Below are 19,899 nucleotides of genomic sequence, written 5' to 3'. Positions count from 1 at the left end.
CTCCCATGGCCGATTACCAAGCCACGATCCGCTGGCAGCGCCAGTCCGACGAAGCTTTCAGCGATAACCGCTACAGCCGCGCCCATGAGTGGGCGTTCGACGGCGGCCTGGTGGTGCCAGCGTCGGCGTCGCCACACATCGTGCCGTTGCCGCATGCCGTGGCGGAGAACGTGGACCCGGAGGAGGCGTTCGTGGCGGCGCTGTCCAGTTGCCACATGCTGGTGTTCCTGGGCATCGCCGCCAAACGGCGCTATGTGGTGGACCGCTATACCGATCAGGCCGTGGGTACCATGGCGAAGAACGAGCACGGCAAGCTGGCGATCACCCGCGTGGTGCTGCGGCCGGACGCCCGCTTCTCCGGCGAGCGCCAGCCAAGCCGCGCGCAGATCGAGAAGATGCACCACCAGGCGCACAGCGAGTGTTTTATCGCCAATTCCGTGCGCACCGAGGTGGTCACGGAGCTGCCGGCGTAGTCCATCCCGAAGCCGGATCCCATTCGCTCAGTGCTCTCATCTTGGGACATTTCGGGGTGTGATTGTTCGCCTGATGATAACGCTTTACGTTAATAACGCGATGCGTTAGCATTTGCTAATGATCAGTTCGTTCAAATGCCAGGACACGGAAGCGCTGGCGAGCGGCAGGCGCGTCCGACGTTTCGTTGCCATCGAGCGCGTCGCGCTGCGTAAGCTTCGGCAGTTGCAAATTGCCGAGCGGTTGGATGATCTGCGAGTGCCGCCGGGAAATCGCCTGGAAGCCCTGAAAGGAAACCGAAAGGGGCAGCACAGTATCAGAGTGAACGATCAGTTCCGCCTCTGTTTCCGGTGGACCGCCGCCGGGGCTGCGGACGTTGAGATCGTGGACTACCACTAGGAGGGCATCATGACTCGTATTGCACCCGTGACGCCCGGTGAGCTGCTTCTCGAGGAATTCCTCAAGCCTCTGGGTATCACCAAATATCGCCTTGCTAAAGAGATCGGCGTGCCGGCGCAGCGCATCGGCGATATCGTCGCCGGTAAGCGCGCCATCACTGCGGATACCGATCTGCGCCTGTGTCGTTTCTTCGGCCTGTCCCGTGGCTATTGGCTGCGCGCGCAGGTGGAGCACGATACCGAGGTGGCGGAGCGCGAGTTGGCGGAGACGCTGGCGGCGATCCGTCCCTGGAATGAGCGCGAGAGCGCTTAGGCGCTGCCGCCGATTCTTCTAAATACCCATTTTGGGTAGTTGGAAACCCAACGTGGGTATCTTCCTTGTTCGGCGATCGATGAGCCGACTCCGCGCGCTAATTGGCTCACGGTCCGAGCCGATTCACTTCAAGTAGCCAAGCCCTTACCGGTCTCACCCGCCAACCTCGCTTTCAACGGCCCCTCCACCGCTTCCATAAAATGCCGCACCCGCGGCGACAGCAGCCGGCTGTGCGGGAACACGAACTGCACGGGCATGGGCGGCGGGTTGTAGTCGCTGAGCACGGGCACGAGGGTGCCGCGCTCGAAGTCCTGTTGGGCCTGGTAGCTGAGCACGCGGCACAGGCCGAGGCCGTCGCGGGCGGCGGCGAGTTGGGTGTCGATCTGGTTGGCGCGTATCAGCGGGTCGATGCGTTGCGGCCAGGGTTTGCCGTCCACCTGGAAGTGCCAGGTGCTGCCGGCGGGGGCGAAGCAGACGGTGGGCCAGTCGGCCAGGTCCTGGGGGTGGTTGGGGTGGCCGCGTTGTTCGAGGAGTTCCGGGCTGGCGCAGAGCACGTAGCCGGTGTGGCCGAGGGGGCGGGCGATCAGGCTGCTGTCGGCCAGGTGGCCGATGCGCAGGGCCAGGTCGAAGCCTTCTTCGAGCAGGTCGGTGACGCGGTCGAGGAGGGTGAGGTCGGCGCGCATCTGCGGGTGTTGCTTGAGCCACTGGTTGAGCAGCGGTGTGAGGTGCAGGTGGCCGAACATCACCGGCGCGGTGATCGACAGGGTGCCGGCAGGTTCGGTGCGGCGGCTGTCCAGGCGGGCTTCGGCGCCGTGGATGTCGGCGAGGATCTGGCGGCAGTGCTGCAGGTAGTCTCGGCCTTCGTCGGTGAGGGCGAGGCGGCGGGTGCTGCGGTTGAGCAGGCGCACGCCCAGGTGGCGTTCCAGGCCGGCCAGGGTGCGGACGATGGCGGCGGGGGAGCGGTCCAGCTTGTCGCCGGCGGCGGAGAGGCTGCCCTGGTCGACGATGGCGACGAAGGTGCTCATGGCTTTGAGTTTGTCCATTGGGGGCGTTCGGCTCCATTTGTGCGAAAACCTGAATAAAGCTAGCAGGTCCGCACCATTTATTGAATCCGGCGTTGGGCGTTTACTGGCGCTCCCTATCTCACATTTCACCGAGGGAGCCAGTGATGAAACAACCGCAGCCGATTCGCGAGTACGACCACGTGGGCATCCGCGTCAGCGACCGCCAGCAGGCGGTGGCGTTCTATGAGCAGCTCGGGTTCACGGAGGTGCGCCGCTTCGAGCCGTTCGAGGCCAACGAGATGGAGACGCCGGGCGGCGTGCGCATCAATCTGATCTTCAACGGCACGCGCCTGCCCCATGGCCGCAACGTGCTGCTCGACGAGCCGGTGAAGCTGCCGGGCGTCACCCACCCGGCGTTCGTGGTGGACGACCTCTATGCCCTGAAGGACTGGCTGGACCAGGCGGGCATCGAGATCACCGAGGGCATCCACCGCCTGGGCCCGCGCCGCATCACCCTGTTTATCCGCGATCCGGACCGCAACGTGCTGGAGTTCAATCAGCTATTGCCGGAATCCGAAGACGCCGCCAACCACTTTGCAGCCCAATAAGGAGCGCGCCATGAAGCTCTACGATATGGAATTGTCCGGTAACGCCTACAAGGTGCGTTTGTTCGCCGCCCTGGTGGGCCTGGATATGGAACTGAAGCCGGTGGATCTGGCCGCCGGCGAACACAAACAATCGCCGTTCATCGGTCTGAACCCCTGGGAGCAGGTGCCGGTGTTGGAAGACGGCGAGGTCGTGCTGCGCGATTCCCAGGCAATCCTGGTCTATCTGGCCCGCCGCTACGGCGGCCATCAATGGTGGCCGGACAGCGCCGCCCACCAGGGCGAGGTCATGCAGTGGCTGTCCACCGCCGCCAACGAAATCCATGCCGGCCCCAACGTGGCGCGGCTGATCGATAAGTTCGGCTACCCGCTGAACAAGGAGGCTGCCCTGGCAGTGAGCGCCCGAGTGCTGCCGTTGATCGAACAACATCTGAGCGAGCATCAATGGCTCGCCATGGGCCGGCCGACCATCGCCGAGTGCGCGGTGTTTCCTTATCTGGCGCTGGGCTGGGAAGGCGGCGTGGCACTGGAGCCATACCCGGCGATCCGCGCCTGGATCGAGCGCATCAAGGCGTTGCCGGGTTACGTTGGCATGCCCGGGATCGAATAACGGGCATCAGGTTGTCGCGACGATCAGGCAGGGTTTCGCCGGTTTCCGGCCGGCGGCGCAAGCGCGGAATGGGGCACAATGGGTGGGCCGGCTATTAGCCGGCCTCCGAAACGCTACCTTCAGGCGGACAGCCCTATGACGTTACTGGATCACGTGGAATTCGCCGTGCGCGACGCCGAGGTGTCGCGCCGTTTCTATGAGCAGGCGCTGGCGCCGCTGGGCATGACCCGCATCATCACCGTCGGGCCGGAGCGCACCCGCAGTGGCGGCACGCGCCACGGTTTTGGCAGGGACGGCTATCCCCGTCTTTGGGTGCACGATAACGAGCAGCCCGGGGCGGGCACCCATGTGGCGTTTGCGGCGGCGGAGCGGTCCATGGTGGATGCCTTCCATGGCGCGGCGTTGGCGGCGGGCGGGGTCGATAACGGCGCGCCCGGGGTTCGGGCGCATTATCACGACCACTATTACGCCGCCTATGTGCTGGACCCGGACGGCGCCAATGTGGAAGTGGTGTGCCAGGCGGTGCGCGCCTAAAACCCCGCGCCGGCGACGTCAGTGCTGCCAGCTTTTGTACACAAACTCCAGGCTGTAGCCGTCCGGGTCGAGCACGTTGGCGGCGTAGTAGCGCGGGTCGTAGTGCAGGCGCGGGCCGGGGGCGCCGTTGTCGGTGGCGCCGGCGGCCATGGCTTCGGCGTAGGCGGCGGCCACCGCTTCCTCGCTGTCGGCGACAAAGCCGATGTGCGCGGCGCGGGCGTCCACCTGGCCCGGGCGCAGCCAGAAGAAGATGCGGCCGTGGGCGCCGAAGCCTTTCAGATCCGGGTGGCCCGGCGGGCCGTCCTTGCCGTCGTAGTCGTGGCGGTTGACGATGCCCAGCGGCGCCAGCGCCCGGGTGTAGAAGGCGATGGAGCGGTCCGGGTCGCTGACGGATACGAAGATGTGATCGAGCATGGTGGCTCCTGTGTTTTCGGTAGGTCACCGCTTCTGTAAGGAAACGATAAGGCGAGCTTGCACGATAGCGCTTCGCCGGGGACCGGGCCGCTCCGTTCCTGTCTGAAATCTGCCTGTTCCTGCTTTCCCGCTTGTGCCGGCGGCCGCGCCGGCGTCCAATAAGCGGATGAACGAATCCCTGAACGAACTGCGGGCGCTGGCCGCCCACGCCCAGAACCGTCGCACCGAGACCGGCATCCCCCGCGTGGCGATGGTCCAGGGCGCGATCCCCGAGCACCATCTTGCCGCCGTGTACGATCCGATGATCAACCTGATTTTGCAGGGCAGTAAGTCGATGACCGTGGGCGGGCAAACCCTGCACTACGACCCGGCCACCTACTTCGTGATGTCGGTGGATTTGCCGGCGGCGGGGGTGGTGCGGCCGGCGGCGTCCGGCGAGCCCTACCTGGCGGTGAGCCTGACCCTGGATGCGCGGATTCTGGCGGACCTGCTGTCGGATTTGCCTGATTCCGCCGGCCGGGGTGGCCGGGACGCGGGCTTTTCCGTGGCGGCGATGACGCCGGAGTTGCTGGATGCCTGGGCGCGTCTGTTGCGTTTGATGAAAAGGCCGGACGATATCCCCGCTCTGGCGCCCGCCTACGAGCGCGAGATCCTCTACCGCGTGCTGCAGGGGCCGCTGGGCTGGATGCTGCGCGACATCGCTACGCCGGACACCGCCCTGGCGCGGGTGAACCGCGCGATTCAGCGGCTGCGCCGGGATTACGCGCGGCCGCTGCGCATGGAGGCGCTGGCCGAGGAGGCGGCGATGAGCCTGTCCGCCTTCCACCGTCACTTCAAGGCGGTGACCAACCTCAGCCCGCTGCAGTACCAGAAGCAGTTGCGTCTGCTACAGGCGCGCACCCTGCTGGTGGCCGCCGGCTACGGCGTCACCCGCGCCGCCCACGAAGTGGGCTACGAAAGCCCCACCCAGTTCAGCCGCGAGTACGCCCGCGCGTTTGGCCAGCCGCCGTCGAAGGACACCGCGCGGATCGTCGCCGGACTGCGCGGTTAGCTGTCCGCCTACCCGCGACAAGCGCCGTTGGGTTAGTGCGCGGCGCCGGTCAGACGATGGAAAATCACCTCCAGGCCCGGGGCGAAGCAGCCGTCCCCCGCGAAGTGGCTCGTGCCGTGGGCGTGTTCGTGCCCATGGCTGGCCAGGGCCGGCGCCAGGCCCAGGGCGGGCGGTGCACTGGCGGCGGTGCCGGGTTCGCGGTGGTAAAGGCTTTGCCCTTCCTTGATGGTTTCTTCCACGCGCAGGTCGATCAGGCTTTTCGTCGGTACCGTCAGCGGGTTGTCCGAGAGCACCACGAAATCCGCCAGCTTGCCCACTTCGATGGAGCCTTTGCTGTCTTCTTCAAAATGCTGCCGGGCGGACCACAGCGTCATCGCTTTCAGCGCGGTCATCACATCCACTTTCTGGTTTTCACCGAGCACGCGGCCACTGCGGGTGGTGCGGTTCACCGTGGTGTCGAGCACGCGCATGGAGTCGGGCAGCGCCACCGGGGCGTCGTGGTGGGTGGTGAAGCGCAGGCCGCGTTCGCGGACCCAGCCGGTAGGTGAGATATTTTCCGCTCGCTGCGGGCCAAGCACGGAGTCGCGGTGCCAGTCGCCCCAGTAGAAGGTGTGCATGGGGAACAGGGACGGCAGGATGCCCAGCTCCTCAAGCGCGGGGATCTGATCCTGGCGCAGGGTCTGGCCGTGAATCAGCACCGGCCGCACGTCCACGTCCGGCACGCGGGCCTGGGCCTCGCGCCAGCCCATGATCATCTGGTCGATGGCGCGGTCGCCGTTGGCGTGGGTGAGTGTTTGCCAGCGGTTCTCCAGGGCCCGGGTGTAGACCTCGACCACTTTGTCGTCGTCCACCACGCCGTAGCCGGCGTAGTCGTCGCCCTTGCCTTCCGGCGGCTGGTAATAGGGCTCGGTGAGCCAGGCGGTTTTGCCCTGGGGGGAGCCGTCGAGCGTCAGCTTGATGCCGCCGATGCGGACGTGGTTGTGGTATTGCGGCGCGCTGTCAGTGTTTTGATAGAACGGCGCCACCATCAGCTCTTCCACGCCGGGATTGAGGATATCCGGGTAGGAGACGATGTCCGCCCGCAGGGCGCCGGCGTTGGCGGCGGCCTGGGCGATCTTAATGTGGTTCGGCGCGCTGCGGCCGTCCTGCAGGGTGGTGTAGCCGTAGCGGGTGTAGAGCTTCTCGCCTTCCTGCAACATGGCGATGGCCTGCTGCGGATTCATTTTCGGGAACAGTTTGCCCAGCGCCATGAAGAAGGCGTTCTCTTCCAGCAGCCCGGTGGGTTCGCCGGTGGCCGGATCCTTGACGATCACGCCACCCTTCGGGTTGTCGCTGTCGGCGGTGATACCCAATTGTTTCAGGCCGGCGCTGTTGACCACGCCGAAGTGGGCGGACTGATGAATCACCAGTACCGGTTGGTCCTGGCTGACCTGGTCCAGTTCGGCGCGGGTGGGGTGGCGCTTTTCGGCCAGTTGCGAATCGTCGTAGCCGAAGCCGTAGATCAGGCCGAACTGCTCGCGCAGCACCGAGTCCTTCGAAAACGTTTTCAGCGTCTCGATCATCGATGCCACATCGGTGACGCCGCCGTCCGGCGGCGGCAGCAGGTTGGCGCTCATCGCCTGGAAGCCGACGAAGAACACGTGGCCGTGGGCGTCGACGAAGCCGGGGAGCAAGGTACGGCCGTTGAGATCGTGCACGGTGGTGGCGTCGCCACGGTGGCGCAATACCGCTTTGCGTTTACCCACGGCGACGATACGACCATCGCGGACCGCCACGGCGTCCGCTTCCGGCTGCTCGTCGTCGACGGTGATGATCGGGCCGTTCAGCCAGATCGCGTCCGCCGGCTCGGCGGGCGGTGCGTGCTGGCACCCCGCCAGGGCCGCCAGCGTTACCGCCGGCAGCAGTTTCCTTAACAAGGTCATAGCTCTCCCTCTTATCTTTATCGTTGTTGTTCAATCGACGGCGTGGGCGCCGCCGTGCCTTATCATACCTTCTTGAGAGAAGGCGCGGACCGCCTCAGCGGCAATCCGCCGTTGGCGGCTTAGCGTCATTGCGCGTAGCCAGGCTTTTACAGGGAGTGGTGTAAAGAGGTGTCAAGAGGCGGGCTCCTGTCCTGCTACGCCGCGCTCAGCCGCCCAGGTAGGCGGCTTTCACGCTCTCGTCGTTGAGCAGGGCGTGGCCGCTGCCGGTGGCGACGATGTCGCCGGTCTCCAGCACGTAGCCCCGGTCGGCGATGGCCAGTGCTTCGGAGGCGTTCTGCTCCACCACGAAGATGGTGATGCCTTCCTGCTGTAGCTCTTTGATGATGCCGAAGATCTCGTCGATGATCAGCGGCGCCAGGCCCATGCTGGGTTCGTCGAGCAGCAGCAGCTTGGGTTTGGCCATCAGCGCGCGGCCGATGGCGAGCATCTGCTGCTGGCCGCCGGACAGGTTGCCGGCGTGCAGGCGGCGCTTTTCCTTGAGGATCGGGAAGCGCTGGTACATGGCGTCCAGATCGTCGGGGACGGTCTTGTCGCGGCGGCGGCTGAAGGCGCCAAGTGTGAGGTTGTCTTCCACCGACAGGCCGGCGAACACCTGGCGGCCTTCGGGCACCTGGACAATGCCACGGTGGACCCGGTCGGCGGCCTTGCAGCGGGCCAGGTTCTGGCCGCCGAAATGGACGGTGCCGGCGCTCAACGGCTGCAGGCCGGAGATCACCCGCAGCAGGGTGGACTTGCCGGCGCCGTTGGCGCCCACCAGGGCGACGGTTTCGCCCCGGGCGATGGTGACGTCGAGGCCGTGCAGCGCTTCAATGCGGCCGTAGCCGGTGCGGATGCCGCTCAGTTCGAGCAGGGTCTCGCTCATGCTATGGCCTCCTCTTCGGGCTTGCGGCTGCCCAGGTAGGCGTCGATGACGTCCGGGTTGGCGCGGATCTCATCCGGGGTGCCGTCGGCGAGCTGGCGGCCGTAGCAGAGCACCAGCACCTGGTCGGAGATGCTCATCACCAGTTTCATGTCGTGCTCCACCAGCACCACGGTGATGCCCTTGTCGGCGATCTTGCGGATCACCGCGCGCAGGGCGTCGGTTTCGGTGCGGTTGAGGCCGGCGGCGGGCTCGTCCAGAAGCAGGATGTCCGGCTCCGACGCCAGCGCCCGGGCGATCTCCAGACGTTTCAGCGCGCCATAGGGCATCGCCGAGGCGTGGTGGTTCAGGTACTGCCCGCAGCCCACGAATTCCATCAGTTCGGCGCACTGCTGTCGGCATTCCCGGTCGCCCCGGCGCAGTGCCGGCAGCTTCAGCAGCGAGGCTAGCGTGCCCTGGCCGAGATGGCGGTGACGACCCAGCATCACGTTTTCCAGGGCGCTCATGTTCATGCAGATCTGCAGGTTCTGGAAGGTGCGGCACATGCCCAGCGGCGCCAGCTCGTGGGGCTTGTGGCCGGCCAGGCTGCGCCCGTTCAGGTGCACGCTGCCGGCGCTGGGTTGATACAAGCCGGTGATCAGATTGAACAGCGTGGTCTTGCCGGCGCCATTGGGGCCGATGATCGAATGGATGCGGCCTTTTCCCACCTCGAAGCTCAGGTCTTCCACGGCGTGCACGCCGCCGAACTCCTTGCTCAGGTTTTTAACGGAAAGCAGTGCGCTCATGCGGCCTCCTTCTGGAAGCGCCGCGCGATGGTGGGTACTAAACCGCGCGGCATGAAAATCATCACCGCCATCAGGATGGCGCCGAACAGAACCATCTCCAGCTCCTGGAAGCCGGTGAGGAACTGCGGGATCAGTAGCAGGATGGCGGCGCCGAGAATCACCCCGTAGGTGGAGGCCATGCCGCCGAGTACGACGATGGTGATCAGCTCGATGGAATGGCCGAAGGAGGCGATGTCCGGGGTGATAAAGCCGCTGTAGTGGGCGTACAGGCTGCCGGCCACGCTGGCGTACACCGCCGAGATCACGAACACGCGCAGCTTGTATTTGGCGGTGTCTACGCCGGCCACCTGGGCGGCGATTTCCGAGCCGTGCAGGGCGCGCAGCGCACGACCCAGCGGCGAGTCGATCAGGTTCAGCGCCAGCCACACCGCCAGGAACAGGCCGCCGGCGGCGAGCAGGTACCAGAGCTGGGTGCCGGTGACGGTGATGCCGAACCATTCGTAGCTACCGAACACGCTCAGCTCATGGCCGAACATCGACAGCGGCGCCACCGGCAGGCCGTCCGGCCCGCCGGTAACTTGGTCTTCGTTGTTGATGACGATGGCGGCGATCACCCCCAGGCCCAACGTGGCCATGGACAGATAGTGGCCCTTCAGATGCAGAATCGGGCGGCCCACCAGCCAGGCCAGCACGCCCACCGCCACCGCGGCGGTGAACATCGCCGGCAGCGGGGTGAACTCATAGTTCTGGGTGAGCAACGCGCTGGCGTAGGCGCCGCCGGCATAAAAGGCGGCGTGGCCCAGGCTTACCTGGCCGGCGTAGCCCACCAGCAGATTCAGGCCCACCGCCACCGAGGCGATCAGGCAGATCTTGATCATCAGGTCGTATTGGAAGTCGTTGGCGGCCAGCAGCGGGGCCGCCGCGAGGACCACGAACAGGGCGATCAGGCCGGGCGCTTTACGGTGGGTTTTGACGGTCGCCATTACACACGCTCCACGGCCCGGCTGCCCAGCAAGCCGTTGGGCAGGAAAAACAGAATGATCAGAATCAGCACGAAGGGCACCGCGTCTTTGTAGTCCGACGAGATGTAGCCGGCGGTGTAGGCTTCCGCCAGGCCCAGCAACAGGCCGCCGAGAATCGCGCCGGTGCTGCTGCCCAGACCACCGATGGCGGCGGCGATAAACCCTTTCAGGCCGAGCATGATGCCGATGTCGTAGGCGGTGAAGGTGATCGGCGCGACGATCACGCCGGCCACCGCGCCCAGCAACGCGGCGATGCCGAACGCCAGCGTCAGGATGGCGCCGGTCTTGATGCCCACCATGCTGGCGGCATCCTTGTTCATGGAGGTGGCGAGCAACGCTTTCCCGAGCGCGGTGCGGGTGAAGAATAATCCCAGCGCGATAACCAGCACCGTGGCGATGCCGAGAATCCAGAGGCTCTGGGTGAGCAGCACCGCGCCGCCCACCGACAGCGATTCGGTGTCACTGAACGCGGGCAGGGCGTGGTAGTCCTTGCCCCAGAAAATCTGCGCCAGGCCGCGCAGGAAAATCGAGGCGCCGATGGTGATGATGATCAGCGTCACCACGTCGGCGTTCTTCGCCGGGGCGATCGCCAGCTTATGCAGCAGCACGCCGGCAATGCCGGCCATCACGATGGCGCCGGGAATCGCCAGATAGATGGGCGCGCCGGCGTCCATCAGCACCACGGTGCCCATGCCGCCGATCATCAGAAACTCGCCCTGGGCGAAGTTGATCACGTGGCTGGCGTTGTAGATCAGGGTGAAGCCCAGCGCCACCAGTGCGTAAATGGCGCCCAGGGTGATCCCCGAGAAACTGAACTGGAAAAACTCGCTGAACATGTTGGTGCCCGGAGTAGTCGGTGAAGGGAGGTCGGTGAAACGCGGTGGAGCAGGGCAGGGGCACGGCGCCGGCCATGCCCCCGGGGCGCGCTTACTGTGTCAGCGCCCAGTCGCCGTCTTTCACTTCCAGAATGCGGAAGGACTCGGCGTCCAGGCCCATGTGGTCGTCCGCGCTCAGCCGGTAGGTGCCGGTCACGCCGACGTAGCCGTCGATGCTTTCCAGGGCGTCGCGCACCTTGGCCTTGTCGGTGGAGCCGGCCTGTTTGATGGCGCGGATCGCCAACTGCAGACCGTCGTAGGCGTAGGCGCCGAAGGTGGAGACCGACTCGTCATAGTGGCCTTCGTAGTCGCTCTTGTAGCGGTTCAGTACCTGATACTGCGGGTCGGATTCCGGCAGCTTGTCCGCCACCAGCAGCGCGGAAGCGGGCAGGCGCAGGCCGTTGGCGGCGTCGCCGGCCAGTTCCAGGAAGCTGTCGGACGCGACGCCGTGGGACTGGTAGAACGGCAGATCAATGCCCAGCTGGTCGTAGTTTCGGGTGACGATGGCCGGGCCCTGCCCGAAGTCGAAGTTCAGGATCGCCTGCACGCCCTCGGTGCCGCGGATGCGGGTCAGCTGCGAGGTCATGTCGGTGTCCTTGGGGTTGTAGGTTTCGTCGGCGACGATCTCCACGCCCATGTCACCGGCGATCTCCTTGGTGACGTTGCGGCCGGAGGCGCCGAAGCCGCCGGTGCCGGAAATCAGTCCGATCTTGGTGAGGCCGCGCTCTTTCATGTCGATGAGCACGCGGCGGGCCGCCTGGCGGTCGGACTGCGGGGTTTTGAACACCCACTTTTTCACCGGTGTGGTGATGGTTTCGGCGCCGGCCAGGGAAATGAACGGCACACCGGCCTGTTCGATCAACGGCACCGCCGCCATGGTGGCGCCGGTGGTGGAGCCGCCGACAATGATGTCCACCCGGTCCTGGCGCAGCAGGCGGTTGGCGAAGGTGCGCGCCTTGGCGGCATCGCCCACGTCATCGTAGTGCACCAGCTCCACCTGCTTGCCGAGCAGGCCGCCGTCTTCGTTCAGTTTGTCGATGTAGAGTTCCAGGGTTTTCAATTCCGGATCGCCCAGGAAAGAAGCCGGTCCGGTAACAGAAAGGAAGGAGCCAATACGAATGGTATCCGCGGCCAGTGCGGGGGCGGTCATCAGGCCGAGGCTCAGGGCGGCGACCGCGCCGGCGGCCAGCTGTTTCAGCGTTGTTTTCATTATCACACCTTTACACGTATGCCCGGGGGCGAATTGTTGTTTTCCTGCGGCCATCAGGTCCCATGCGGGCCGCGCTATGAATACAGGTATAAAGCGATACGCCATACAAGTCAATAACGTGTTTAATGTGTCATAAAAGTGGACCGATCTCGCCAAGTGCCCGTTTTTGCTTGGATTTCGTGAGCGGTTTGTGTCATATAGAAAGACCGTTTGGTAGTATGTCGAATCATTTCAAGGGGTAAGGGAACACCGTGGATTTGCAGTCTGACCACCTGGAACTGTTGATTAAACGCTTTCAACAGCAGCGCCCGCTGCGCACCGGATCACTGATCATCACCCTGTTCGGCGACGCCATCGTGCCGCGTGGCGGCACCGTCTGGTTGGGCAGCCTGATTGAATTGCTGGCGCCCATGGGCGTGAGCCAGCGCCTGGTGCGCACCTCGGTGTTCCGGCTCACCCGCGAAGGCTGGCTGATGGCGGAAAAGGTGGGGCGGCGCAGCTATTACGGCCTCACCGGCGCCGGCCGGCGCCGTTTCGAGAAGGCCTTCAAGCGCGTCTATTCCGGGGTGCAGCCGGCCTGGGACGGCGCCTGGACCCTGGTGGTGCTCAATCAGTTGAACCCGGATCTGCGCCGCGACACCCGCCAGGAACTGGAGTGGATGGGCTTCGGCGCCTTCGCCCCCACGGTGCTGGCGCACCCCGGCGTGGACCGCGCCGAGCTGAACGCGTCGCTGCAGGAGCTGGGCGCCCTGGACGACGCCATCATCTTCCAGACCGACACCCATGAAAGTTTCGCCGCCCGGCCGTTACGTCTGCAGGTGCGCGAAGCCTGGAACCTGGACCAGCTCGCCGACGGCTACCGGGATTTTCTGGATCAGTTCCGACCGCTCTGGAACCAGATGAAAAAGCAGAAGAGCCTGCCGCCCCGGGAGTGCTTTCTGGCGCGGGTGCTTCTGATTCACGAATACCGCAAGCTGCTGCTGCGTGACCCGCTGCTCCCCGAGGAGCTGCTGCCCGCCGACTGGGAAGGCCGCGCCGCCCGACAGCTGGCCCGCAACCTCTACCGCCTCACCCACCAGGGCGCGGAAGCCTGGATTTCCCAGCACGCCGAAACCGCCCAGGGCCCCCTGCCCGAACCGGGCGAAAGCTTCTACCAACGCTTCGGCGGGCTCGATTAGGCTGCCTTTAAGCCGGTTGGGGGACACTTGTGCGAGCGGGCCTTGCCCGCGAAAGGGCGGCTTCGCCGCCCGGCGGGATCCCAGAAACCTGCTTGAACGGTACCAGAGGCCTCTCTGTAGCCCCGCCGGCCGATGTCATCGGCTTTTCGCGGGCAAAGTCCGCTCCCACAAGGCTTTCCCTTCGGCTGCCCTGACAGAGCCCCCTCGTTGCTAAGCGGGTTCGAGTGGTGCGGTAGTCGAAAACAGGCCATTTGACCTGTAATTAGGCCATTGATAGCCGATTTTGTAACATTATGGCTTCAGCCCGATTTATGTTTATAGCGCATTGATAATAAAGGGAAAATAAAAGTTTTGTGGCAATTTAAAACTCCCTTCACTGTTGCATCCGATACATGAATTTCCGTGATGTGTATTGACTGGTGTCATGTTTTGACTATGCTCGAAGACAGGTCGCGGCCCGCCCTGGGCGGCCGCTTTTCCGCCGCTTTTCGTTTTCAGGGGCGCCTCATGGCCTTCGACACCATCGAATTCAGTCTTCAGGACGGCGTGGCCACGCTGGTTCTGAACCGCCCGGACAGCCTCAACAGCTTCAATGAAGCCATGCACCGGGAGGTGCGCGAGGCCCTGACTCTGGTAGAGCGGGCCCGCCAGGACGGCGAATGCCGGGCACTGTTGATCACCGGCAACGGGCGCGGCTTCTGCGCCGGCCAGGATCTCTCCGACCGCGCCGTATCCCCCGAAGCCGGCGCCGACGCCGCGCCGGACCTGGGGCACTCCATCGAGACCTGGTACAACCCGTTGGTGCGCACACTCACCGCGCTGCCGTTGCCGGTGATTTGCGCGGTCAACGGCGTGGCCGCCGGCGCCGGCGCCAACATCGCCCTGGCCTGTGATCTGGTGATCGCCGCCCGGTCCGCGAAATTCATCCAGGCGTTCTGCAAGCTCGGCCTGGTGCCGGATTCCGGCGGCACCTGGCAGTTGCCGCGCCTGGTGGGCACGGCCCGCGCCAAGGGTCTGGCTATGCTCGGCGACAAGCTGAGCGCGGAGCAGGCCGCCGACTGGGGGCTGATCTGGCAGGTGGTGGACGATGACGCCCTGCGGGGGACCGCCACGGACCTGGCCCGGCATCTGGCCACCCAGCCCACCCGGGGCCTGGCGCTGATCAAGCAGGCGCTGAACGACAGCACCGGCAACGACCTGGACACCCAACTGGACCTGGAGCGCGATCTGCAGCGTCAGGCCGGCCGCAGCAAGGATTACCGCGAAGGCGTCAGCGCCTTCATGGAGAAGCGCGCGCCCCGTTTCACCGGCGAATAGCCCGCTTCGCAATGCAGAATAACAACGAGGACGGTCTTCATGTCTGATACATCCGAATCGTTCGCCGGGCCCCTGGCCGCCCAGGCCGGGGAGCAGCAGCTGGCGCGCCGTTGCGCGAACGCCATGTACCAGCGTGACCGCGCCAGCCGGCACCTGGACATGCAGGTGGAAGAGATCGGGCCGGGCCGGGCGGTGCTGTCCATGCCGGTCACCGAGGCGATGATCCAGGGCCACGATTCCTGCCACGGCGGCTACATTTTCACGCTCGCCGATTCCGCCTTCGCGTTCGCCTGCAACACCTACAACGAAGCCACCGTGGCGTCCGGCTGTTCGATCGATTACGTGGCGCCGGGCAAGCTCGGCGACGTGCTCATCGCCGAAGCCCGCGAACAGACCCGCAAGGGGCGCACCGGGGTATACGATGTCCGTGTCAGCAACGGCCGTGATGAGCTGGTGGCCCTGTTCCGTGGCAAGTCCTACAAGGTCCGTGGGCCGGTGATCCACGAGGCCGAAAGCGAGCAGTAATACAACAAAATCAGCAAAGAGAAAGGCAGTGATGGATATGCCGTTTAATCTTGAGAATCGTTTTGACCCGGTGGAGCGGGGCGATGTGGCCCAGCTTCGTGAGTTGCAGCTCGACCGCCTGCGCTGGAGCCTGACCCACGCCTACAACAACGTGGCGCATTACCGAAAAAGCTTCGACGCCGCCGGCGTGCACCCCTACGACCTGCGCAGCCTGGACGATCTGAAGCACTTTCCGTTCACGGTAAAAAACGACCTGCGCGACAACTATCCGTTCGGCATGATCGCCACGCCCATGCGCGACGTGGTGCGCGTGCACGCCTCCAGCGGCACCACCGGCAAACCCACCGTGGTGGCCTACACCCAGAACGACATCGACGTCTGGTCCAGCGTGATGGCGCGCTCGATCCGCGCCGCCGGCGGCCACGCCGGCGACATCGTTCATGTCGCCTACGGCTACGGCCTGTTCACCGGCGGCCTGGGCGCCCATTACGGCGCCGAGAAACTGGGCTGCACCGTGGTGCCCATGTCCGGCGGCCAAACCGAGAAGCAGGTGCAGCTGATCCAGGACTTCAAGCCCAACATCATCATGGTGACGCCGTCCTACATGCTCAACATCGCCGACGAGATGGAGCGCCAGGGCATCGACCCGAAAAGCACCAGCCTGCGGGTCGGCATCTTCGGGGCCGAGCCCTGGACCCAGACCATGCGCGAAGAACTGGAAGCGCGCCTCGGTATCCACGCGCTGGACATCTATGGCCTTTCCGAAGTGATGGGCCCCGGCGTCGGAATGGAGTGCATCGAAAGCAAGGACGGGCCCACCATCTGGGAAGATCATTTCTACCCGGAGATCATCAACCCGGAAACCGGTGAGGTGGTGCCCGACGGCGAATACGGCGAGCTGGTATTCACCTCGCTCACCAAGGAAGCGTTGCCCATCGTGCGCTACCGCACCCGCGACCTGACCCGGCTGCTGCCCGGCCACGCGCGCCCCATGCGCCGCATCGACAAGATCACCGGCCGCAGCGACGACATGCTGATCATCCGTGGCGTCAATGTCTTCCCCACCCAGGTGGAAGAGCAGATTCTCAAGATCGAGGCGCTGTCACCGCACTATGAAATCCATGTGGAGAAGGACGGCAACCTGGATTGCGTGACCGTGCGCGTGGAGCTGAAACCGGACGCGGCCGGCGCCGACGCGGCCAGCGCCGACGCCGCCCAGGAACTCCAGCACCGGGTGAAGACTCACATCGGTATCACCACGAAGGTGGAAGTGACCGTGCCCGGCACCCTGGCGCGCTCCGAAGGCAAAGCCAAACACGTCTTCGACAACCGCCCGAAATAGAGAAGCCCGCAACAAACGAACCGCGCGCTCACCGCGTCGGCCCGGCCCGCGCTTTTACCCAGGCGCGGGCCGCTTTCCAGAAAAGCCGCCCACAAGGCGGCTTTTGCTTTATCGGTCCCGCCAGGGCTAAGCTCCTGAAAAAAGAGGGCTTCGCCATGACCACCAGAACCTTTCGCTTGCTGCTTGTCCTGTGGGCGGCGCTGTTCGCGCTGCTGTTCGTTGTCATCGTGATCCCGCCGCTGATCGGCGACCCGGACCTGCTCGCCGCCATCACCGCGGGCTTCGTCAATCCCTACGCCACCGGCTACTCCCTGGACACCATTATGTGCTGGGTGGTGCTCACCACCTGGGTGGTTTACGAGGCGAAAACCCGACCGGTAAAACACGGTTGGATCGCGCCGCTGCTGGGCCTGGTGCCCGGCGTCGCCACCGGCTTCGCCGTTTATCTGCTGTTGCGGCTCAATGCAGGCACCGATAAGTGATCGCACCGCTTCTCTATATCGCCGCCGCCCTGGCGGAAATCGCCGGTTGCTTTTCGGTCTGGGCCTGGTGGCGGCTGGAGAAATCGCCGCTCTGGCTGGTGCCCGGGCTGGTGAGTCTTGTGCTGTTCGCCTGGCTGCTCAGCCTGGTCGACACCGACTACGCCGGCCGCGCCTATGCCGCCTACGGCGGCGTCTATATCGTCATGTCTCTGCTCTGGTTGTGGCTGGTGGAGCAGCGCGCCCCGGATCGTTGGGACTTGCTCGGCGCCGGCATCTGCCTCGTCGGCGCCGGCGTGATCGTATTTGGGCCCCGTAGCGTGTAGGGCGATGCCTTTACATGAATGCCGTGTATCCGTTAATCTTATCCCATGATTGAATCCTTTGGTAATCGTGTCACGGAAGACCTTTACCACGGCGCCTCCAGTGCCCGGGTTCGAAGGTTGCCGCCCGGGATCAGGGCGTCCGCGTTGTACAAGCTTGATGTGCTTAACGCGGTGGGATCGCTGGAAGAGTTGCGGTCCCCTCCCGGCAACCGTTTGGAAGCTTTGAGGGGCCGTTATGCGGGATTTCACAGTATTCGGATTAACGCGCAATGGCGTCTTGTCTTTCGATGGCAAGGCCGTGATGCCCACGATGTCGCTATCGTTGATTATCACTAAGGCCTGGCGGCGAGGTTTATTATGATTCCCAAGAACAGAGTCAGTACGCACCCCGGGGTGATCCTGCTCAAAGAGTTTCTGGAGCCCCTGGGGCAGACCCAGACAGCGCTGGCCGGGCATCTCGGCATTTCCGTTCAGCGGATCAACGAGATTGTGCGTGGCAAGCGCGGCATCACGCCGGAAACCGCCTGGTTGTTCGCCGAGGCGTTTCAGACCACGCCGGAGTTCTGGATTAACCTGCAAGCCAATTACGATCTGTCCCGGCATCGTCCGGAACGGCATGTCCAGCCACTGAAGGCGGCCAGTTAGCGTTCGCTCCCGTTTAGCGGCAGGCCGCTATAGCGCACTCCGCAACCCCAGCACCCACTCCCGCACCGCCGCGATGGCGGGCTCGCGCAGCCGCTCTTCCGGGTACACCAGGTGGAACGGCTTGGCGTGCAGGTCCGGCCCGAACGGCTGCACCAGCCGGCCGCGGGCCAGTTCGTCGGCGATCAGCGCCTTGCTCATCAGGGCGATGCCCTGACCGTCCAGGGCGGCGGTGATGGTGTGGGTCTCGTCGGAGAACACCAGGCCGGCGCCCATGTCCAGGTCGGGCACCCGCGCCAGCTTTTGCCAGGTCGTCCAGCTCAGCAGCGCGCCGGAATGGCTGGGCGGCTGGTAGTGCAGCAGGGTGTGCCGGTGCAGGTCGTCGTGCCGGGTGATGCCCAGGGTCGGGCTGCAGGCGGGGACAAAGACGTTATCGAACAGCTTCTCCGACACCAGCCCGGGCCAGTGCCCGTCCCCGTAGCGGATCGCCATGTCGGCGGCGACGCCATCAAGCGCCACCAGTTCGTGGGAGATCCGAAGGTTCAGATTCAGCTGCGGGTGGCGGGCACGCAGCAGGCACACCCAGGGCAGCAGAAAACGCCCGGCCACCGCCGGGATGGTGGACAGCGTGACGGTCTGGTGGCCCGGGTCGTGGCGCAGCCGGGCGACCGTGTCGGCGAGGGTGTCGAACGCTTCGCTGGACGCCGCCAGCAGGGTCTGGCCGGCGCCGGTGAGCACCAGTTGGCGCGGTTTGCGCACGAACAGGGCCTGGCCCAGGTAGTCCTCCAGTTGCCGCAACTGGTGGCTGATGGCGGTGGGTGTCACCGACAGCTCCTGGGCGGCGGCTTTGGCGCTGCGGTGGCGGGCCGCCGCCTCGAAGGCGCGCAGGGCGGAAAGGGAGGGCAGTTTGCGGGCGCTCATGGGGTGCCTTATGGATGAGTTTTATTTTGCCATTTGGACAAGAATTCATCGTTTGTCGCGGTATCGAGCGTCGGGTTTCATGGCAGACGTGTCAAGCAGGAGTGAGATCAGCTCACCTGCAAGCCAACCCCAATCGGAGATAACGCCATGACCCGCTTACTGCACCTCGACGCCAGCCCCCGCCCCGGACGTTCCGGCACCCACGAGCACGGCTCCCATAGCCGGCGGTTGAGCCACCACTTCGTTGAGCACTGGAAAGCCGCCCGCCCGGAAGACGCGGTGATGCGCCGGGATCTTGGCGCCCGACCGCCGTCGCTGCTGACCGTGGACTGGATCGAGGCCGCGTTCACCCCGTCGGAACATCGGCCGTTCGCTATGAACCGGGTGCTGGCGGAAAGCGACCGCCTGGTGGACGAGGTGATCGACGCGGACGTGCTGGTGCTGGGCGTGCCCCTGTCCAACTACAGCTATCCGGCGGCGTTCAAGGCCTGGATCGACCAGATCGTGCGAGTGGAGCGCACCATCTATTTCGATCCGGCCAATATTGAGCACCCGGTGGGCCCGCTGCTCAACGACCGGCCGCGCCACGCGGTGATCCTGTCGTCCCGGGGTGGGTTCGGCCTGGGGGCCGGTGGCCCGCTGGCGCACATGAATCATCTGGAAGCCAGTGTGCGCACCGCTCTTTAGTTGCTCGGCATCGAGCACTTCCACGAGATCGCCATTGAGTACCAGGAGGAGGGCGGCGAGCGGCTGGACGCGTCGATACGCGACGCCCTGGCCGATGTGGAGCGGCTGGTGAGCCGGCTGCAGCGGGAGCGCGCCGCCGTGCGTGAGGCGGTATCCGCCTGACGCGTGCCGGTGCGTCAGCGTTTGGTTTACACTGTAAGCCTTTGCCGTCCGGCCCTGTGCCCGCAGACCATGGAGTGTGTCGTTGCCCAAGAAGCCGAAAACCGACCAGGAGATCGCCGCCTTCCGCGAGCGCGTCTGCGAGGTGGCCACGGAGCTGTTCGTGGAGCGCGGCCCGGATAACGTCACC

26 protein-coding genes are annotated in these 19,899 nt (G+C 65.1%); 17 read left to right on the top strand and 9 right to left on the bottom strand.

Going from position 1 to position 19,899, the window contains the following annotated elements; all coding sequences use genetic code 11:
- Positions 1-5: 5 nt before the first annotated feature.
- From ACEQZD_RS03995 to ACEQZD_RS03985, 3 genes are all read left to right on the top strand, one after another.
- Positions 6-473, top strand: a complete 468-nt coding sequence (locus tag ACEQZD_RS03995) for an OsmC family protein (protein WP_370184147.1) — start codon at positions 6-8, stop codon at positions 471-473.
- Positions 474-591: 118 nt separating this feature from the next.
- The gene (locus ACEQZD_RS03990; RefSeq protein WP_101675476.1) at positions 592-870 is read left to right on the top strand and encodes a type II toxin-antitoxin system RelE/ParE family toxin; all 279 of its coding nucleotides are present in this window, start codon (positions 592-594) and stop codon (positions 868-870) included.
- Between the two features lie 9 nt (positions 871-879).
- Positions 880-1,182 carry a HigA family addiction module antitoxin gene (locus ACEQZD_RS03985; RefSeq protein ID WP_370184145.1) on the top strand — a complete coding sequence of 101 codons (303 nt, stop codon included), beginning with the start codon at positions 880-882 and terminating at the stop codon, positions 1,180-1,182.
- 128 nt (positions 1,183-1,310) lie between these two features.
- Here ACEQZD_RS03985 and ACEQZD_RS03980 read toward each other — a convergent pair whose 3' ends face one another.
- On the bottom strand, positions 1,311-2,225 hold the full coding sequence (locus ACEQZD_RS03980) for a LysR family transcriptional regulator (RefSeq protein ID WP_370184142.1): 915 nt from the start codon (positions 2,223-2,225) through the stop codon (positions 1,311-1,313).
- Positions 2,226-2,350: 125 nt separating this feature from the next.
- On the opposite strand from ACEQZD_RS03980, the gene ACEQZD_RS03975 reads away from it, so the two are divergent.
- The 3 genes from ACEQZD_RS03975 to ACEQZD_RS03965 all read left to right on the top strand — a co-directional run bounded on the left by ACEQZD_RS03975 (position 2,351) and on the right by ACEQZD_RS03965 (position 3,935).
- On the top strand, positions 2,351-2,794 hold the full coding sequence (locus ACEQZD_RS03975; RefSeq protein ID WP_370184140.1) for a VOC family protein: 444 nt from the start codon (positions 2,351-2,353) through the stop codon (positions 2,792-2,794).
- 10 nt (positions 2,795-2,804) lie between these two features.
- Positions 2,805-3,401: a glutathione S-transferase family protein gene (locus tag ACEQZD_RS03970; RefSeq protein WP_370184137.1), complete on the top strand. Its 597-nt coding sequence runs from the start codon at positions 2,805-2,807 to the stop codon at positions 3,399-3,401.
- A 135-nt stretch (positions 3,402-3,536) separates the two neighbouring features.
- Positions 3,537-3,935, top strand: coding sequence for a VOC family protein (locus tag ACEQZD_RS03965; RefSeq protein ID WP_370184135.1), 399 nt, complete (start codon positions 3,537-3,539; stop codon positions 3,933-3,935).
- Positions 3,936-3,953: 18 nt separating this feature from the next.
- Here ACEQZD_RS03965 and ACEQZD_RS03960 read toward each other — a convergent pair whose 3' ends face one another.
- Positions 3,954-4,349, bottom strand: a complete 396-nt coding sequence (locus ACEQZD_RS03960; RefSeq protein ID WP_370184132.1) for a VOC family protein — start codon at positions 4,347-4,349, stop codon at positions 3,954-3,956.
- A gap of 166 nt (positions 4,350-4,515) precedes the next feature.
- Between ACEQZD_RS03960 and ACEQZD_RS03955 the strand changes: the two genes are divergently transcribed.
- Complete coding sequence (locus ACEQZD_RS03955; protein WP_370184130.1) at positions 4,516-5,400, top strand: AraC family transcriptional regulator N-terminal domain-containing protein; 885 nt, start codon at positions 4,516-4,518, stop codon at positions 5,398-5,400.
- A 32-nt stretch (positions 5,401-5,432) separates the two neighbouring features.
- On the opposite strand, the gene ACEQZD_RS03950 is transcribed toward ACEQZD_RS03955, so the two are convergent.
- From ACEQZD_RS03950 to ACEQZD_RS03925, 6 genes are all read right to left on the bottom strand, one after another.
- Positions 5,433-7,322 (bottom strand): amidohydrolase, encoded by a 1,890-nt coding sequence (locus ACEQZD_RS03950; RefSeq protein WP_370184127.1) that lies wholly within the window; start codon positions 7,320-7,322, stop codon positions 5,433-5,435.
- A 205-nt stretch (positions 7,323-7,527) separates the two neighbouring features.
- On the bottom strand, positions 7,528-8,232 hold the full coding sequence (locus ACEQZD_RS03945) for an ABC transporter ATP-binding protein (RefSeq protein ID WP_370184174.1): 705 nt from the start codon (positions 8,230-8,232) through the stop codon (positions 7,528-7,530).
- Positions 8,233-8,240: 8 nt separating this feature from the next.
- On the bottom strand, positions 8,241-9,026 hold the full coding sequence (locus ACEQZD_RS03940) for an ABC transporter ATP-binding protein (RefSeq protein ID WP_370184124.1): 786 nt from the start codon (positions 9,024-9,026) through the stop codon (positions 8,241-8,243).
- Complete coding sequence (locus ACEQZD_RS03935) at positions 9,023-10,009, bottom strand: branched-chain amino acid ABC transporter permease (protein ID WP_370184122.1); 987 nt, start codon at positions 10,007-10,009, stop codon at positions 9,023-9,025. The genes ACEQZD_RS03940 and ACEQZD_RS03935 overlap by 4 nt, the downstream gene beginning before the upstream one ends.
- A complete protein-coding gene (locus ACEQZD_RS03930) occupies positions 10,009-10,884 on the bottom strand; it encodes a branched-chain amino acid ABC transporter permease (protein ID WP_370184121.1) in 876 nt (291 codons plus the stop codon). Before ACEQZD_RS03930 ends, ACEQZD_RS03935 begins: the two co-directional genes overlap by 1 nt.
- Before the next feature lie 91 nt (positions 10,885-10,975).
- Complete coding sequence (locus tag ACEQZD_RS03925; protein ID WP_370184118.1) at positions 10,976-12,133, bottom strand: ABC transporter substrate-binding protein; 1,158 nt, start codon at positions 12,131-12,133, stop codon at positions 10,976-10,978.
- A 251-nt stretch (positions 12,134-12,384) separates the two neighbouring features.
- Here ACEQZD_RS03925 and paaX point away from each other — a divergent pair, with 251 nt between their 5' ends.
- From paaX to ACEQZD_RS03885, 8 genes are all read left to right on the top strand, one after another.
- Positions 12,385-13,311 (top strand): phenylacetic acid degradation operon negative regulatory protein PaaX, encoded by a 927-nt coding sequence (gene paaX, locus ACEQZD_RS03920; protein ID WP_348321836.1) that lies wholly within the window; start codon positions 12,385-12,387, stop codon positions 13,309-13,311.
- Between the two features lie 507 nt (positions 13,312-13,818).
- A complete protein-coding gene (gene paaG, locus ACEQZD_RS03915; protein WP_370184116.1) occupies positions 13,819-14,628 on the top strand; it encodes a 2-(1,2-epoxy-1,2-dihydrophenyl)acetyl-CoA isomerase PaaG in 810 nt (269 codons plus the stop codon).
- Positions 14,629-14,667: 39 nt separating this feature from the next.
- Positions 14,668-15,153 (top strand): hydroxyphenylacetyl-CoA thioesterase PaaI, encoded by a 486-nt coding sequence (paaI, locus tag ACEQZD_RS03910; protein ID WP_335628008.1) that lies wholly within the window; start codon positions 14,668-14,670, stop codon positions 15,151-15,153.
- 37 nt (positions 15,154-15,190) lie between these two features.
- Positions 15,191-16,495, top strand: coding sequence for a phenylacetate--CoA ligase PaaK (gene paaK / locus ACEQZD_RS03905; protein ID WP_370184171.1), 1,305 nt, complete (start codon positions 15,191-15,193; stop codon positions 16,493-16,495).
- A 155-nt stretch (positions 16,496-16,650) separates the two neighbouring features.
- The gene (locus ACEQZD_RS03900) at positions 16,651-16,977 is read left to right on the top strand and encodes a DUF2834 domain-containing protein (RefSeq protein WP_335628007.1); all 327 of its coding nucleotides are present in this window, start codon (positions 16,651-16,653) and stop codon (positions 16,975-16,977) included.
- A complete protein-coding gene (locus ACEQZD_RS03895; protein WP_370184169.1) occupies positions 16,977-17,300 on the top strand; it encodes a YnfA family protein in 324 nt (107 codons plus the stop codon). The genes ACEQZD_RS03900 and ACEQZD_RS03895 overlap by 1 nt, the downstream gene beginning before the upstream one ends.
- Before the next feature lie 45 nt (positions 17,301-17,345).
- Positions 17,346-17,636, top strand: coding sequence for a type II toxin-antitoxin system RelE/ParE family toxin (locus tag ACEQZD_RS03890; RefSeq protein WP_370184113.1), 291 nt, complete (start codon positions 17,346-17,348; stop codon positions 17,634-17,636).
- A 21-nt stretch (positions 17,637-17,657) separates the two neighbouring features.
- The gene (locus ACEQZD_RS03885; protein WP_370184111.1) at positions 17,658-17,945 is read left to right on the top strand and encodes a HigA family addiction module antitoxin; all 288 of its coding nucleotides are present in this window, start codon (positions 17,658-17,660) and stop codon (positions 17,943-17,945) included.
- Between the two features lie 27 nt (positions 17,946-17,972).
- On the opposite strand, the gene ACEQZD_RS03880 is transcribed toward ACEQZD_RS03885, so the two are convergent.
- Positions 17,973-18,863 (bottom strand): LysR substrate-binding domain-containing protein, encoded by an 891-nt coding sequence (locus ACEQZD_RS03880; protein WP_370184108.1) that lies wholly within the window; start codon positions 18,861-18,863, stop codon positions 17,973-17,975.
- A gap of 147 nt (positions 18,864-19,010) precedes the next feature.
- Here ACEQZD_RS03880 and ACEQZD_RS03875 point away from each other — a divergent pair, with 147 nt between their 5' ends.
- Both ACEQZD_RS03875 and ACEQZD_RS03870 read left to right on the top strand, forming a co-directional pair.
- The gene (locus tag ACEQZD_RS03875) at positions 19,011-19,550 is read left to right on the top strand and encodes an FMN-dependent NADH-azoreductase (RefSeq protein ID WP_370184106.1); all 540 of its coding nucleotides are present in this window, start codon (positions 19,011-19,013) and stop codon (positions 19,548-19,550) included.
- Positions 19,551-19,712, top strand: a complete 162-nt coding sequence (locus tag ACEQZD_RS03870) for a hypothetical protein (protein WP_370184104.1) — start codon at positions 19,551-19,553, stop codon at positions 19,710-19,712.
- Positions 19,713-19,899: the final 187 nt, after the last annotated feature.

Source organism: Alloalcanivorax sp. (assembly GCF_964221125.1).
Taxonomy (GTDB): domain Bacteria; phylum Pseudomonadota; class Gammaproteobacteria; order Pseudomonadales; family Alcanivoracaceae; genus Alloalcanivorax; species Alloalcanivorax venustensis.
This window is presented reverse-complemented; position numbering and strand designations above follow the sequence as displayed.